This is a genomic window from Maribacter sp. 1_MG-2023 (assembly GCF_030547005.1).
In the GTDB taxonomy this organism is placed as follows: domain Bacteria; phylum Bacteroidota; class Bacteroidia; order Flavobacteriales; family Flavobacteriaceae; genus Maribacter.
The window spans coordinates 15,393-30,558 of sequence record NZ_JAUOPN010000021.1 but is presented as its reverse complement, the minus strand read 5'-3'; the positions used below and the strand labels follow the sequence as shown (position 1 = coordinate 30,558).

General features: G+C 34.6%; 13 protein-coding genes. 5 read left to right on the top strand and 8 right to left on the bottom strand.

Annotated elements, in window-relative coordinates:
* Positions 1 to 18: 18 nt before the first annotated feature.
* Positions 19 to 756 (bottom strand): bifunctional demethylmenaquinone methyltransferase/2-methoxy-6-polyprenyl-1,4-benzoquinol methylase UbiE, encoded by a 738-nt coding sequence (ubiE, locus tag Q4500_RS17445; protein WP_303600863.1) that lies wholly within the window; start codon positions 754 to 756, stop codon positions 19 to 21.
* Positions 757 to 984: 228 nt separating this feature from the next.
* Here ubiE and trkA point away from each other — a divergent pair, with 228 nt between their 5' ends.
* The gene (gene trkA / locus Q4500_RS17440) at positions 985 to 2,334 is read left to right on the top strand and encodes a Trk system potassium transporter TrkA (RefSeq protein ID WP_073247406.1); all 1,350 of its coding nucleotides are present in this window, start codon (positions 985 to 987) and stop codon (positions 2,332 to 2,334) included.
* A 1-nt stretch (position 2,335) separates the two neighbouring features.
* Complete coding sequence (locus tag Q4500_RS17435; RefSeq protein WP_299326168.1) at positions 2,336 to 3,829, top strand: TrkH family potassium uptake protein; 1,494 nt, start codon at positions 2,336 to 2,338, stop codon at positions 3,827 to 3,829.
* A gap of 74 nt (positions 3,830 to 3,903) precedes the next feature.
* Here the strand turns inward: Q4500_RS17435 and Q4500_RS17430 are convergent, their stop codons facing one another.
* Together Q4500_RS17430 and Q4500_RS17425 are read right to left on the bottom strand one after the other, a co-directional pair.
* Entirely contained in the window at positions 3,904 to 5,094 is a 1,191-nt protein-coding gene (locus Q4500_RS17430) for a pyridoxal phosphate-dependent aminotransferase (protein ID WP_303600862.1), read from the bottom strand.
* A 15-nt stretch (positions 5,095 to 5,109) separates the two neighbouring features.
* Positions 5,110 to 6,210 (bottom strand): acyl-CoA desaturase, encoded by a 1,101-nt coding sequence (locus Q4500_RS17425; protein ID WP_303600861.1) that lies wholly within the window; start codon positions 6,208 to 6,210, stop codon positions 5,110 to 5,112.
* A gap of 120 nt (positions 6,211 to 6,330) precedes the next feature.
* Between Q4500_RS17425 and rsmG the strand changes: the two genes are divergently transcribed.
* Positions 6,331 to 6,966, top strand: coding sequence for a 16S rRNA (guanine(527)-N(7))-methyltransferase RsmG (gene rsmG / locus Q4500_RS17420; RefSeq protein WP_303600860.1), 636 nt, complete (start codon positions 6,331 to 6,333; stop codon positions 6,964 to 6,966).
* A 302-nt stretch (positions 6,967 to 7,268) separates the two neighbouring features.
* Here the strand turns inward: rsmG and Q4500_RS17415 are convergent, their stop codons facing one another.
* The 5 genes from Q4500_RS17415 to Q4500_RS17395 form a co-directional block, all read right to left on the bottom strand.
* A complete protein-coding gene (locus Q4500_RS17415; protein WP_303600859.1) occupies positions 7,269 to 7,781 on the bottom strand; it encodes a DinB family protein in 513 nt (170 codons plus the stop codon).
* A gap of 111 nt (positions 7,782 to 7,892) precedes the next feature.
* Positions 7,893 to 9,521, bottom strand: a complete 1,629-nt coding sequence (gene pruA, locus Q4500_RS17410) for an L-glutamate gamma-semialdehyde dehydrogenase (RefSeq protein ID WP_303600858.1) — start codon at positions 9,519 to 9,521, stop codon at positions 7,893 to 7,895.
* A gap of 73 nt (positions 9,522 to 9,594) precedes the next feature.
* On the bottom strand, positions 9,595 to 9,981 hold the full coding sequence (gene apaG / locus Q4500_RS17405; RefSeq protein WP_303600874.1) for a Co2+/Mg2+ efflux protein ApaG: 387 nt from the start codon (positions 9,979 to 9,981) through the stop codon (positions 9,595 to 9,597).
* A gap of 5 nt (positions 9,982 to 9,986) precedes the next feature.
* The gene (locus tag Q4500_RS17400; RefSeq protein ID WP_303600857.1) at positions 9,987 to 11,111 is read right to left on the bottom strand and encodes a DUF3667 domain-containing protein; all 1,125 of its coding nucleotides are present in this window, start codon (positions 11,109 to 11,111) and stop codon (positions 9,987 to 9,989) included.
* Between the two features lie 26 nt (positions 11,112 to 11,137).
* Positions 11,138 to 12,379, bottom strand: coding sequence for a DUF5103 domain-containing protein (locus Q4500_RS17395; RefSeq protein ID WP_303600856.1), 1,242 nt, complete (start codon positions 12,377 to 12,379; stop codon positions 11,138 to 11,140).
* 152 nt (positions 12,380 to 12,531) lie between these two features.
* Here Q4500_RS17395 and Q4500_RS17390 point away from each other — a divergent pair, with 152 nt between their 5' ends.
* Complete coding sequence (locus Q4500_RS17390) at positions 12,532 to 13,881, top strand: Na(+)-translocating NADH-quinone reductase subunit A (protein ID WP_303600855.1); 1,350 nt, start codon at positions 12,532 to 12,534, stop codon at positions 13,879 to 13,881.
* A 3-nt stretch (positions 13,882 to 13,884) separates the two neighbouring features.
* Entirely contained in the window at positions 13,885 to 15,165 is a 1,281-nt protein-coding gene (locus Q4500_RS17385; protein ID WP_303600854.1) for an NADH:ubiquinone reductase (Na(+)-transporting) subunit B, read from the top strand.
* Position 15,166: the final 1 nt, after the last annotated feature.

The window sequence follows — 15,166 nt, the reverse complement described above, 5'->3', positions numbered from 1 at the left end:
ATTGTAAGTATGCTAAAACTATAGATTAGCCTTCTTTGCAACATAAATTGATGCAACCCCAAATGTTTGAGGTTTATTCGTTACATCTATAAACCCTATTTCGCGTAAAATATTGTTGAAGTTTTCACCATGTGGAAAAACAGAAGCAGATTCACTTAAATAGCCATAAGCAGAATCATCTTTTGAGAATAATTTTCCTATTAGCGGAAGTATATTTTTAGTGTAAAAGCTATAGCCTTGTTTGTACGGAGTTTTGGTAGGTACTGAAGTTTCTAAAACAACCAAGGTGCCATTTGGTTTTAAGATACGTAGAATTTCTGCCATACCGGTATTCAGTGTTTCAAAATTTCTTACTCCGAAAGAAACTGTTACTGCGTCAAAAGAATTGTCTTCAAAAGTTAGTTTCTCACTATCGCCAACAACCATTTCAATAGTACTGTTTAGTTTTTTATCGGTCACTTTTTCTTTACCGACAGCTAGCATGCCTGGAGAAATATCTAGACCTACAATCTTTTTTGCGCCAGTTTTAACAAGTGCTATAGCAAGGTCACCGGTACCTGTAGCAATATCTAGAATAGATTGTGGGTTTTCTTTTTTTAATATTTCTACAACCTTTTTACGCCATTTAATATCTATTCCAAATGATATTACGCGGTTTAGACCGTCATAATTTTTAGAGATAGTATCGAACATTTTAGTAACCTGTTCCTTTTTTCCCAGGTTAGAATCTTTGTATGGAGTAACTTTTTGGGGCATTTTATTGCTATTTTTTTGGCAAATATACAATATAGCTAATGCTTTATTCCTTTTTAACGATTTAGGTTGGTTATTGATGGTTAAAGAATTGAAAATAAAGAATAAACTAATTTAATTATGTAATTTTGCCCCATAATAAATGCTATAGATTTCAAGACTACTTTTAAGTATATATGATAGTTAAGAGAAGAAAATTAGTGCTTGATAAGTAGCGGTCTAATAAAATAAATGAAGATTATAATTGCTGGTGCTGGGGAAGTAGGCTTTCATTTAGCCAAGTTGCTCTCTTATGAATCACAGGATATTACCTTAATCGATTCTAAAAAAGAAAGTCTTGCTTACGCAGATAATCATCTAGATATACGAGTTTTAAAAGGCGATGCAACTTCTATTGCTGTATTAAACGATGCACAGGTAAAAGATTCAGATTTGGTTATTGCTGTAACTTCATCTGAAACTACAAATTTAACACTTTGCATGCTGGCTAAGCAATTAGGCTGTAAGCGAACTATTGCCAGAATATCGAATACAGAGTTTATTAAGAATAAAGATTTATTGAGATTTTCAGATTTAGGTATCGATGAGTTGATATCTCCAGAGGCTTTGGCGGCAACTGAAATACAGATGCTTTTAAATAAATCGGCATTTAATGATACTTACGAATTTGAAGATGGAGAGTTGATAATGGTAGGTGTATCATTATTGAAGTCGGCACCATTTGTAGGCAAGCAAGTTAAAGAAGCGGCAAAGATCTTTCCAGAATTACATTTCATGCCAATTGCATTACAGCGAACAGGTACTCAGTATACGGTAATACCTAGAGGTGATACGGTTTTTAAGGAAGGTGATCAAGTGTATTTTATAACTGTGAAAAAAGGTGTAGATGAGCTTTATAAATTAACTGGAAAGAAAAAAGCCGAAATCAAGAATGTAATGATTCTTGGAGGAAGTAAAGTAGGTTATAAAACGGCTAGAGATCTTTGTGCCAATAAATTCAACGTAAAGTTGATAGAAAAAAACAAAGAGAAAGCCTTTGATTTAGCAGATGAGTTGCCAAATGCACTTGTAATTAATGGTGATGGTAGAAATGTTGAATTGCTAGATGAAGAGAGTTTAGAATCTATGGATGCCTTTATTGCGGTAACTGGAAATTCTGAAACGAATATTATGTCTTGCTTGGTGGCAAAATCAAAATATATAAAAAAGACAATAGCGCTAGTTGAGAATATGGATTATTTTCAGCTCTCTCATTCTATTGGTATTGATACGTTGATCAATAAAAAGCTACTGGCTGCAAATAATATTTTTAGACATATACGTAAAGGAGAAGTGGTTGCCTTAATGCGTTTGAATAATTTGAATGCTGAGATTTTAGAATTTATAGTAAAAAAGAATTCTAAAGTAACCGGTGCTACAATTAGGGAATTAGATTTTCCGAAAGCTGCTACTATTGGTGGTGTGGTTAGAGATGGTGTAGGGCATATTGCACTTGGTGGATTTAAGATTCAAGAAGGTGATCGAGTTGTAGTTTGTTGTTTGCCGAACGAGATTCAAAAAATAGAACGAATGTTCCTATAAGATGCGGCTTAATTTAAGAATCATAATTCATATAATGGGGCTTCTATTGCTATGCAATGGAGGCTTTATGCTTTTGGCGGCTGTTGTCAGTGGTGTTTACCAAGATGGAGCAACTTTAAGTATAGCTTTGGCATCTATAAGCACAATGTTTGTAGGGGTTTTTATGATGTACTATACCAGGGGTCATAAAAAAGAAGTAAAGCAGAAAGAAGGCTATATTATTGTAACCTTCGGGTGGATAGTGATGTCTATTTCTGGTATGCTGCCTTATTTATTTTCAGGGGCTATACCAACGGTAACAAATGCTTTTTTCGAAACTATATCAGGTTATACTACAACTGGTGCATCTATTATGGATGATATAGAAGCGATGCCAGAAGGTATTTTATTTTGGAGAAGCTTAACTCATTGGATTGGTGGAATGGGTATCATTGTTTTGGCAATTGCCATATTACCTTTGCTGGGAATAGGAGGTATGCAGTTGTTTTCTGCGGAAGCGCCAGGACCTACAGGAGATAAATTACACCCAAGAATTACAGATACGGCAAAACGCTTGTGGCTAATTTATTTCGGCTACACTGTAGCAGAAACCATTTTGCTTCAAGTAGCAGGAATGTCATTTTTTGATGCAATAAATCATGCTATGGCTACGCTATCTACTGGTGGTTTTTCAACTAAAAATGCCAGTGTAGCACATTGGAATGACCAACCTGTAATTCAATATATCATCATTTTCTTTATGTTTTTGGCGGGTAGTAATTTTGTACTTAGCTATTTCGCTTTTAAAGGGAAGGTTCAAAAAGTTATACAAGATGAAGAGTTTAAGTACTACGCCGGTTTTACCATTGTTTTTACTATTATAGTAGCTCTCGTAGTATATTATCAAGCTAATATTACCGATCTTACTCCTGGATATCCTATGGTTTTAGGTAAGGCAGAAAGCGCATTCAGACATTCATTGTTTCAAATAATTTCGGTTATTACTACAACCGGATTTGTTAGTGCAGATTTTACGCAGTGGACACCTTTCTTGACCGTGTTTTTCTTCGGATTGTTCTTCTTAGGAGGGTCGGCGGGATCAACGGCAGGTGGTATAAAAGTAATGCGTCACTTATTGATTATAAAGAATGGTGTATTGGAGTTTAAGCGAACTTTGCATACGAATGCCATCATACCTGTACGATATAACAATAAGACTGTAAAAGAGAAAATAGTTTATAATATTATTGGATTCTTTGTGCTCTACATGCTACTCTTCATAATAGGTGCTTTAGTGTTGGGCTTTTTAGGATTAGATTTTGAGTCTGCTATTGGTGGTGCGGCATCATCTTTGGGTAATGTAGGTCCGGCGTTAGGAAGTTTAAATCCTGTGAGTAATTTTAATAGTTTACCCGATTTGGCAAAGTGGTGGTGCGGTTTTTTAATGTTGGCAGGTAGGTTAGAATTATTTACTGTACTGATATTATTGACTCCTTATTTTTGGAAAAGAACTTAAGTTTAATGAAAGTATAAAACATAAAAACGTCCCTTCATTTGAAGGGACGTTTTTATTATATGATTAGCTGTGGTTTATTTCAACGCTTCTTTTATTCTTGATATGGCTTCCTTGATTTCTTTTACCGAAGCAGCATAAGAAATACGTATGCAATTACCATTTCCAAAAGCATCACCGGTTACGGTTGCAACATTGGCAGCTTCTAAAATGTACATTGAGAAATCTGACGCGTTGTTAATTGTCGTTCCATTGAATATTTTGCCAAAATAAGCGGTTACATCTGGGTAAACATAAAAAGCACCTTCTGGCTCGTTACATTTAAAGCCTTCAATATCGTTTAGCAAGCCTAAAATAAGTTTACGTCTTTCTTTAAATTCATCTACCATGTATTTAATAAGGTCAGGCGATTCTTCTAAAGCAGTAATTACGGCACGCTGAGCAATACAATTTGCGCCACTGGTAACTTGACCTTGTAGCTTGTTTGTTGCACGCGCAATGTAGGCAGGTGCACCTATATAACCAATACGCCATCCTGTCATTGCAAATGCTTTTGCAACTCCGTTTACAGTAACGGTACGATCAAACATATCTTCAAATTCTGCCATTGATGCATGTGCGGTAACACCATAATTAATATGCTCGTAAATTTCATCACTTACCACAATAATTTGAGGATGGTTCTTAAGAACATCCGCAAGTGCACGTAATTCTTTTTTGCTGTAGATAGATCCACTAGGGTTACAAGGAGAGCTATACCATAACATTTTTGTTTTAGGTGTAATAGCAGCTTCTAACTGTTCGGGAGTCATTTTAAAATCGTTCTCTAGAGAAGTAGGCACTTCTACAGGAACGCCATCTGCCAACTTTACAATATCACTATAACTAACCCAGTAAGGGCATGGTAAAATAACTTCATCGCCAGGGTTTAGAATAACCTGTGCCACATTGTATAAAGATTGTTTAGCACCTGTTGAAACAACAATTTGTGGTAGTTCGTATGATAGGTTGTTATCTCTTTTGAATTTAGTGATAATAGCCTTTTTTAAATCTACGTACCCATCAACTGGTGTATAAGAATTGTAATCGTCTTTTACTGCTTGAATAGCAGCATTTTTAATATAATCAGGAGTATTAAAATCTGGTTCGCCTAGGCTTAAACCGATAATATCTTTTCCTTGTGCTCTTAATTCACGGGCCTTAGCGGCCATTTCCAAAGTAGCTGACGGTGTAACGCTGTTAATTCTGTCCGAAAGTTGATTGCTCATGGTTGCTCTTAATTTCTAGTATTGTAATGTAGGCTCTTTGCCTAATTCTTTTAAATGTTTGAAGTGCGAAATTATAGCTTTTCTAGTAGTTTTATACTCGTGATATGGTAAATTAAATTCTTGCGCCGTTTGTTTCACAATTTTCGAAATATTTGTGTAATGTACGTGACTAATGTTTGGAAATATATGGTGTTCAACTTGATGATTTAAACCACCAGTAAACCAATTTACAATCTTGTTTTTAGTTCCAAAATTTACGGTAGTAAATAATTGGTGAATTGCCCATGTATTTTTCATAGTGCCAGATTCATCAGGTAATGGTGTGTCGGCGTCATCAACAATATGGGCTAATTGAAAGACAACACTTAATATTACCCCTGCAACATAATGCATTAAAAAGAATCCGATTAAGATTTTCCACCATGCGATATCTAAAATCAACATTGGTAACACGATCCAAATAGTGATGTAAAGTAATTTTGTAATAATAAGGGTACTCCAGTTCATGGTAGCATTTGGTAGTTTTCCGTAAGATAATTTACGCTTCATGTACCTGTACATTTGCTGAAAATCGGTTGTAATCGCCCAGTTAAACGTTAATAATCCGTAAAGTAAAACGGAATAAAAATGCTGAAACTTATGGTGTTTTTTCCATTCCGCATGTTTTGAGAAACGTAATATTCTACCCGCTTCCATATCTTCATCATGTTCATGAATGTTGGTGTATGTATGGTGAAGTACATTGTGTTGTACCTGCCAGTTGTATACATTGCCTGCAAGAATGTAGATACTACTCCCCATTAACTTGTTAACCCATTTCTTATTGGAATATGCACCATGGTTGCCATCATGCATTACGTTCATGCCAACCCCGGCCATGCCAACACCCATAACGATAGTTAAGAGAAAATTAGCCCAATTAGGTAATCCTAACGTCAGTATTAAAAAATAAGGAGCAAGAAAAAGAACGAACATAACTACAGTTTTTAAGTGTAATTTCCAGTTGCCTGTTTTCTTTAATTTATTTGTTTTGAAATAATCGTTAACTCTACTGTTCAAAGTTTTAAAAAACTTTGCAGAATCTGTTCTTGGAAAACGAATGGTATTTTGTTCCATAATTTGGTAATCTTTTACTTAATATTTTGTAATTGAATCTATAATAGTTTGATAGCTTAATTAAAAGCTAAATCTTTGCATCAGTGAAAATACTAATATTATCTATTTACAAATATACGCATGACTGTTGAAATCATATTTGAAAATTTTCCCAATTTATCTGAAAATCAAAAACAAGAATTTAGAAAATTAGAGGAATTATATAAGGATTGGAACCAAAAAATTAATGTGGTATCAAGAAAAGATATAGATGAGCTTTATCTCAGACATGTTTTGCATTCATTGGGTATCGCAAAATTCATAGAATTTAAAGATGGCGCTTCAATACTTGATGTTGGAACAGGTGGTGGTTTTCCTGGTATACCATTGGCTATTTTATTTCCTGAAGTACATTTCACATTAGTGGACTCTATTGGTAAAAAAATAAAAGTAGTAAATGAGGTTGTTGAGGGCTTACAGTTAACTAATGTAACTACCATAAACGCTAGGGTTGAAGAGATACCGGGTAAATTCGATTTTATCGTTAGTAGGGCAGTGGCAGCGATGCCAACTTTTGTGCACTGGATAAAAGGAAAAATCAAAAAGGAATCTCAACACCCTATTCGCAATGGAATATTGTATTTAAAAGGTGGTGATTTAAACGAGGAATTAAAAGACTATAGAACGGCTGAAATCTATAATTTGACCGATTATTTTAAAGAAGATTTCTTTGAGACAAAGAAAATGGTCTATTTGCCGTTAAAGTATAAAGGGTAAGCGTAAAGTTTTTACAGAAGAAAAGAACTGTAATAAGCCTTCTTGTATTTACGAGCAAACTCTTTTAAATAATTCCAAGAATGGATTTGAATGCATGTCATGTGTAATTTAATACTATCGATAGTCATAAGCAATTGATTTTTAGTGAGGTACAAATTTCGAAAAATTACCCTGAGTTTACAATTAATTAACGTTAAATTTACATTGGTATTGTATTGAAGTGGTGTTAATGTTTCTTAAATAGCAAAAAAAACGTCCATCGACAAATAGTTGATGGACGTTTTTAGTATTTGTAAAAATGATTACTCACTCCATGGTGGTACAACTCCGTTTGTTCTTGCATAAGCAATAAGTTGACCTTTATGTTCGCCGTTGTGTTCCATAATGGCTAATAATCCACCTAGTTTATTAGATTTCATAAAACCGAAATCAACTTCTTCGTTTAAAGAACCATCTTCAACATTGGTAATATTTTCTAGAACGAATTCGTTAGATTTTTTAAGAGCTGCAATGATGTTCTCTTTACCTGTAATTTTACCTAAGTTCATTACATCTACATCTTCTGGTGGAGCAAATCCTAATTTAGAGGCTAAAAAGTAATTGCCACCTGCAACGTGTAAAAGCGCTTCGCCAACAGAGCTGATACCTTCTGCTGGTCTCCAGTCATATTTTTCTTCAGGAAAAGCTTCGGCAAGTTGTATCACTTGAGATTGATTTCCGGTTAAAACGGCTTTGATTGTGTTTTGTGTTAATTCTTCTTGTGCGTAAGAAAAGCATCCTGTAAATAAGAATGCTGTAAGTAGTAACTTTTTCATAATTAGTATATTAAGGTTGTTAAAAGTAAATTACAATACATGTAATGTAAGCTAAAAGAAGCGCTATGTCAAAAAAAAGGCTGAATTTACATTCAGCCTTTAAAGTTATTTTTATCCTAAAAACGGATACCTGTAATCAACAGGAGTAACAAAAGTCTCTTTTATTAATCTTGGAGAAACCCAACGCAAAAGGTTTTGAGCTGATCCAGCCTTATCGTTTGTTCCAGAAGCTCTTGCTCCACCGAAAGGTTGTTGACCAACTACAGCACCTGTAGGTTTATCGTTAATATAGAAGTTGCCTGCACAGTTTTGTAATGCTTTGGTAGCTTCGTCAATAGCATATCTATCTTGTGAAAGTACAGCGCCAGTAAGTGCGTACTCAGAAGTGCCATCAATTAATTGTAATGTTTCGCTCCAATCTTTATCATCGTAAACATAAATAGTAACTACAGGACCGAATAATTCAGTTTCCATAGTAGTGTATTTAGGGTCTGTTGTTAAGATAACGGTTGGCTCAATAAAGTAACCTTTAGATTTGTCAAAAGATCCACCAGCATATACTTCGGCATTTTTATCTTCTTTTGCTTGGGTAATATATTTTGCCAATTTATCAAAAGAACCTTCATGAATAACTGCAGTAATGAAATTGCTCATATCTTCAGGAGATCCAGGCTTGTTAAAAGAAGCAATATCAGCTTTAACATATTCTAAAATCTCTTTAGAAGTAGATTTTGGTAAATATACTCTTGAAGCTGCGCTACATTTTTGACCTTGAAATTCGAATGCACCTCTTGAAATCGCTGTAGCTACTTGTTTAGGGTTAGCAGTTGGGTGTGCTAGAATAAAATCTTTACCACCAGTTTCACCAACTATTTTTGGGTATGTTTTGTAGGTATGAATGTTATTTCCTATTTGCTTCCAAAGTTCTTTGAACACGTGTGTAGAACCTGTAAAGTGAATACCGGCAAAATCTGGGCTAGCCAATACGGTTTCGGTAATCATTACTGGATCACCATAAACAACATTGATAACTCCGTCAGGCAAACCGGCTTCTTTGAAAACATCTACAATAACTTTTGCAGAGAAAACCTGAGAGTCACTTGGCTTCCAAACAACAACGTTACCCATCATAGCTGCACTTGCAGGTAAATTACCGGCAATAGCAGTAAAGTTGAAAGGGGTAATTGCGTAAATGAATCCTTCTAAAGGACGATATTCTACCCTGTTCCAAATACCTTCGGCAGAATCTGGTTGTTCAGCATAAATTTGCGACATGTACTCTACGTTAAAACGTAAAAAGTCAATTAACTCGCAAGCGGCATCTATTTCTGCTTGGTGAATATTTTTAGATTGTGCAATCATGGTTGCCGCATTAATCTTCGCACGATAAGGACCTGCAAGTAATTCAGCAGCTTTTAAGAAAATAGCTGCACGTTGCTCCCAAGTTAAGTTAGCCCATGCATCTCTAGATGATAAACAGTTATCAATTGCAGATTGTACATTTTCTTTATTGGCAGTATGATAAGTACCTACAATGTTTTTGTGATCGTGTGGTGGCGACATTGGCTTAGTATTGCCTGTACGTACCTCTTCTGAACCAATATACATTGGTACATCAACCGTGTTGTTGAAATATGCTTTGTATTGTTCCAAAACTGCTTCTCTTTCTGGAGATCCAGGAGCATAGCTTTTAATTGGTTCATTAAATGCTGTAGGAACTTGAAAAAATCCTTTACCCATTGTCAATTTTTTTAAATTAAAAAGTTGAACAAAGGTACTAAAAGGGTGGTGGACTAAAAACTATAAAAAGAGTTTAGTTAAGGGCGAAAGGTGCGCTAAATTTAAAAGTAGGAATATAAACCCTAAATTTTTCTGCATTACTCATAATTACCATATTGTAATGACCTTTCATTGCGCCTATTGGCGAAGTTAGTAGGCAACCTGAATTATAGGTGTGAGATTCCCCTGACTGAATTACTGGTTTTTTTCCAATCACACCTTCACCATCTAAGGTTTCCATTTCATTTAAAGAGTCATATATTTTCCAATGACGAGAAGTTAACTGAACAACATCTTTGCTTTGGTTCTCAATGGTAATAGTATACCCAAAAGCATAATGCATTTTGTAGTTTTTAAAGAACGTGCCTTCAAAAGTTGTTTGAACCGAAATTTTAATGCCTTTAGTTACCTGTGTTATCATCATATTTAATATGTAAATACGCTTGCTGCGATTAATATGGTTATCGCTATACTTCCTAAGATAAAAAATAATGTATTTAGGAAAAAATATTTTATAACCGTTTTAACTCTTCCTTGCTGATAGAAATTTCGCATTGCTTTATAAAGGTAGATAGCGAATATTAAAATAAACAATCCTTCGCTACTAATATTGAACACTACGTTAATCAAATTGCTAACAATGAGCAAGATAAATAATAATGACTGATTGTGGAAACTAAAGATTAAATGATCGGTATAAGTGTATTTTTTTCTGACATAGACCATCCAAATGAAAATAGAAAAGAACGGAAGAAAGAAAAATGTGGTGAATGGTAGCTTTGAAATTAAAGAATTCACGAACGTTCCGGGTCGTTTTTCAATGTCAACCAAGCTACTTGCTAAGTTAAATGCCATTTCATTTTCTTTGTTTTCTGGTATTTCAAATTTAGTTAAACCTTGTTCAAAATAATAAATGGTATCGTGCTTAATAACGGTGTTGAAGAAGTCTATTTTGCCAAGAAAGCGGCGTGTTAGATCTTCTGTATTAATTTCTTTAAAATAAGACTTAGGGTTTACTAAAATAGTAGAGTCTTTATCGCTCATTTGATTTTTGAAAAAGCTATTTATTTTAAGCGAGTCCATTTGAATTAGGGCAAGCTGCCGTTCTTCTTCATTTTCAAATTCAATTTTATCAAATTCTGTTTGAAGATCAATAATTGGTTTTCTGATTTCGTAGCCAAATTTATTGAAAGATTCAAATTCGCTGCTAAAGCTGATAATCAGAAAATAAATAATAGATAAGCTGAGTAGAAATCGAAAAGGGTTGGTGTAGGAAAGTCGTTTGCCTGAAATGTATTCCCTTGTTATTTTGCCTGGTCTTAAAAGTAAGGCAGTTAAGGTTTTCCATAACTTAGAATCGTATGAGAAATAATTCGCAAGAAACTCTTCGAAAAAATCAAAAAGGGTGAGTTTTTTGGTGCTGTTGGCTTGTGAGCAATTAGGGCAATATTTATCACTTAAATCTAGAGGGTGCCCGCAATTTAGGCAATCTATACCTCTATATTTTAGTTTAAATCTGCCTGATGGTTGAACGGCGGGTTTGTTCTCCATAATCAATGAAAAACGTAAATATACAGCTAGTTGGTGATATTTCTAGAATTGGCAGAGCCAATACCTATAATACTATCGTACATATCGCCAAAATTGCGGTAATATACAAGTACCAGATAATTGTTTTCTGTAAAATGGAAGTTGCCGCCAACCTCATTTAATTTAATTTTTTCACCACCTTTAACTACGTATTTGTAATTATAAAAACCCTGTTTCATTTTTAGGGTGGCTTCTAACATGCCGTTTTTTTCATTATAAACCAGTTTGTTTTGGTCTGTAAGGGCGTAATTATTGAACTTTCCAAAAATATAGACATCATCTAAAGCAATGTATTCAGTGTAAGGTAAACTAAAATAAACATTGGTGTACTCAGCTTCTCTAGAGGTATTGTCACCTTGTAAAGTTCTAACGACAAAATCTCCATTTATATCAGGAAAATAGGTGTATGGTTTGTCGTTTCTAAAATCATCAGCGAATAAATAATGATTATAAAGGTCTGTGAGATCAATACTAGAAATTTGTGAACTAGGTGCTCTAAGGTCACTAGTATCGAACAATAGAAATTCGTTACCACCATAAAAGGCGGTTTCTTGATCATATTTATAGACTAATTCGCTCCCTAAAGTGTATTGTGGTGCAATGTTGGTAATAGCTGTGGGCCAATAATGGTTTTGAAGAATGGCAACTTTAACTTCTTTTTTCGGGTTTATAAGACGTAATGATCCAGAAGTAATACTAAATTGAACGACTTGCTTTTCGTTGATATAATTAAAATCTCTAGAACGTTTAATAGAAGTAGAAACAGCAACAATGTCTTTGTATACTACAAATCTTCTTGAGAATTGTAAGTCGTTGTTGCTATTGTAAATTTCTATAAGATAATTGCCGCTAACTTTAAGTCGAACATTATCGTTTGGTATGGTCAGTTGATAATTAGAATATGATTGTAGCGTGCTAAAACTATTTTCGTAATCAGTAATTCGTTGATTATCGACACCATCTAAATATTGAGATTTTAATAAAGAAGAGGGTGTCCAGTCGTAATCGCAATGAATTACCTTATAGTAGTAATCTTGTTCGTTGGCTAAAATATCATCGAACTCTAGATATAAAGGTTCTCCTATTTTAATAACAGGGAATTGATCTTCGGTAGGGCCTTTGAAAACTATAGATTTTATATTCTCAGGAGGATTAAACTCTTCTTGAACTTGAGCAGCTAAATTTTGTAAAAATAATAGACAAATAAAGTGTTTGAAGAAAATGCGCATTATACCCCGTTTTTTTAAGTAAAGGTAAACAAAAAGGGTGCCTAAAAAATATACCTCGTTCTATTGTCTAATTTATGGGACAATAATTATGAAAACGAAGTTTTTGTACTTAAATTTGCTCAAATTTTGATAACCTAAAGGTCTATACGCACATGTCAAAAGACATTCGAATTAAAAAAGGGCTCAACATTAATCTGGTGGGAACCGCAGAACAGACTACTTCAAAAGCTGTTTTAAGTAATGTTTACGCTATACAGTTAAGTGATTTTCACGGAATTACCCCAAAAATGATGGTAAAGCAAGGCACCGAAGTAAAAGCGGGAGAGCCTTTGTTTTATAACAAAAACATGGAAAGCATGCTTTTTGTTTCGCCAGTAAGCGGTGAGCTTATTGAGATTGAAAGAGGGGATAGAAGACGTATTTTGACCTTAAAGATATTAGCAGACAAAACACAAGAGGCATTTTCGGGTGCTGCTTTAGATGTAAACAATACATCGAAAGAAGAGTTGAAAGCTGTTCTGTTGAAAAGTGGCTGTTGGCCATTTATTAAGCAGAGACCTTATGATGTAGTCGCTAATCCTGATACTACACCGAAATCTATTTTTATTTCTGGATATTCAAGTGGGCCGTTACAAGCAGATTTGGATTATGTATTACAGGGTAAAGAAAAAGAATTACAAGCTGCAATTACGGCATTGGGTAAATTAACGCCTGGTAAAGTTCATTTATCTGTAGGTTCTAGCAAATCGCCATTGTCTTCCATGACTGGCATAGAGTTGCATAATGTTTCTGGTCCGCATCCTTCAGGTTTGGTAGGTACACAAATAAATAAATTAGATCCTATTAATAAAGGTGAGTTGGTTTGGACGGTTACTCCGCAAGATTTAATCATTATAGGTGAATATTTGTTGACAGGTAAGTTCAATGCAGAGCGTGTTATAGCGCTAGCAGGTTCTTCAGTTAAGGCGCCTAAATATTATACAACAAAAATAGGAGCAGAGATTTCTACTTTTTTATACGCTAGTGGTGTGAACGAAGAAAACTTTAGAGTCATAAATGGTGATGTTCTTACGGGTTCTAAAAGTAGACCAGATGGTTACCTAGGGTATTATAATAATACTGTAACAGTTATTCCAGAAGGAGACGATTATGAATTGTTCGGATGGAATAAGCCAGTTTTTAATAAAGTTTCGGCAACAAGAGCATTGACTTTCTCTTGGATGCAGCCAAACAAAAAGTATGATTTAGATACCAATACTAACGGAGAGCACAGGGCTTTCGTAGTGACGGGACAATATGAGAAAGTTTTTCCGATGGATATTTTTCCAATGCAATTGTTAAAAGCTTGTATGGTAAAAGACTTGGATGAAATGGAGCAATTAGGTTTGTACGAGGTGGCTCCAGAAGATTTTTCGTTAACTGAGTTTATATGTATTTCTAAGCAACCACACCAGAAGATTATTCGTGAGGGGCTAGATTTATTGCAAAAAGAAATAGGATAAGAAATGAGTTTAAAAAGCAAATTACACGAACTTAAACTGAAGTATCAGGGTAAGAAAATGGCTCCTGCCTTTAATGCCTTTCATACTTTTTTGTTTTCGCCAGATGAGACTACTCATGCAGGTGGTACACACGTAAAATCGGCAGATGATTTAAAGCGAACAATGAATACGGTAATAATGGCGCTGGTACCAGTGTTGATATTTTCTATGTTCAACGCAGGTTACCAACACTATTCTGCAATAAACGGATTTCCGGCAGATTTTTCTTTGATGAATGATTTCCTTACTTGGGACAATTTTTGGATCGGTATCATTAAGGTATTGCCATTAGTAGTTGTTTCTTATGGTGTCGGTCTTATAGTAGAATTTATTTTTGCTGTTATAAAAGGTCACGAAGTAGAAGAGGGGTATTTAGTTACCGGTATGTTAGTTCCATTAATAGTGCCTATTGATACGCCACTTTGGATGTTGTCTGTAGCCGTTGTTTTTGGTGTTGTTATAGGTAAAGAGGTTTTTGGAGGAACGGGAATGAATATTCTTAATCCTGCTTTAACAATTAGAGCATTCTTGTTCTTCGCATATCCTACTTGGATGAGTGGTGATAAAGTTTGGGTTTATGGAGCTCGTGAGCGTTCAGAAGAAATTTTAGCTGGCGCAAACGTTGATGCGATATCCGGTGAAACTATATTAGGTTACTTAGCTCAGAATAAGGGGGCTGAAATGACATATTCTGTTTCAGATATGTTCTTCGGTTTTATACCAGGTTCTGTAGGTGAAACATCTGCATTTTTAATCTTATTAGGTGGTTTATTTTTGATATTCACAAAAATTGCTAGCTGGAGAATAATGGTAAGTGCTGTTATTGGTTCATTGGTAATGGGTTTAATATTCAATCAAGTAGTAGATTTTGGTTGGGTAGGCGAATCAAGTAAATTTTACGGATTGATGAGTTTCGATTTCTGGAAACATTTAATCGTAGGTGGTTTAGCATTCGGTATTGTCTATATGGCTACTGATCCTGTTACAGGTTCACAAACAAATAAAGGGAAGTGGTATTATGGGTTCTTTATAGGATTTATTTCTGTAATGATTCGTGTATTCAATCCTGCTTACCCAGAAGGTGTTTTCTTAGCTATCCTTTTAATGAACGTATTTGCACCAACAATTGATCATTATGTTGTTAGGGGTAATATTAAAAGAAGAATGAACAGATTAAAAAATGCAACTATCTATCCAAAAGATTCAGATGGTAAGGCAGAAGAACTTAAAGCTGAAACAGTTTAAT

What these genes read in the sequence shown, in the direction of transcription:
- ubiE (WP_303600863.1), bottom strand. Translation starts at nt 756, where the DNA reads ATGCCCCAAAAAGTTACTCCATACAAAGATTCTAACCTGGGAAAAAAG.
- trkA (WP_073247406.1), top strand. Translation starts at nt 985, where the DNA reads ATGAAGATTATAATTGCTGGTGCTGGGGAAGTAGGCTTTCATTTAGCC.
- Q4500_RS17435 (WP_299326168.1), top strand. Translation starts at nt 2,336, where the DNA reads ATGCGGCTTAATTTAAGAATCATAATTCATATAATGGGGCTTCTATTG.
- Q4500_RS17430 (WP_303600862.1), bottom strand. Translation starts at nt 5,094, where the DNA reads ATGAGCAATCAACTTTCGGACAGAATTAACAGCGTTACACCGTCAGCT.
- Q4500_RS17425 (WP_303600861.1), bottom strand. Translation starts at nt 6,210, where the DNA reads ATGGAACAAAATACCATTCGTTTTCCAAGAACAGATTCTGCAAAGTTT.
- rsmG (WP_303600860.1), top strand. Translation starts at nt 6,331, where the DNA reads ATGACTGTTGAAATCATATTTGAAAATTTTCCCAATTTATCTGAAAAT.
- Q4500_RS17415 (WP_303600859.1), bottom strand. Translation starts at nt 7,781, where the DNA reads ATGAAAAAGTTACTACTTACAGCATTCTTATTTACAGGATGCTTTTCT.
- pruA (WP_303600858.1), bottom strand. Translation starts at nt 9,521, where the DNA reads ATGGGTAAAGGATTTTTTCAAGTTCCTACAGCATTTAATGAACCAATT.
- apaG (WP_303600874.1), bottom strand. Translation starts at nt 9,981, where the DNA reads ATGATAACACAGGTAACTAAAGGCATTAAAATTTCGGTTCAAACAACT.
- Q4500_RS17400 (WP_303600857.1), bottom strand. Translation starts at nt 11,111, where the DNA reads ATGGAGAACAAACCCGCCGTTCAACCATCAGGCAGATTTAAACTAAAA.
- Q4500_RS17395 (WP_303600856.1), bottom strand. Translation starts at nt 12,379, where the DNA reads ATGCGCATTTTCTTCAAACACTTTATTTGTCTATTATTTTTACAAAAT.
- Q4500_RS17390 (WP_303600855.1), top strand. Translation starts at nt 12,532, where the DNA reads ATGTCAAAAGACATTCGAATTAAAAAAGGGCTCAACATTAATCTGGTG.
- Q4500_RS17385 (WP_303600854.1), top strand. Translation starts at nt 13,885, where the DNA reads ATGAGTTTAAAAAGCAAATTACACGAACTTAAACTGAAGTATCAGGGT.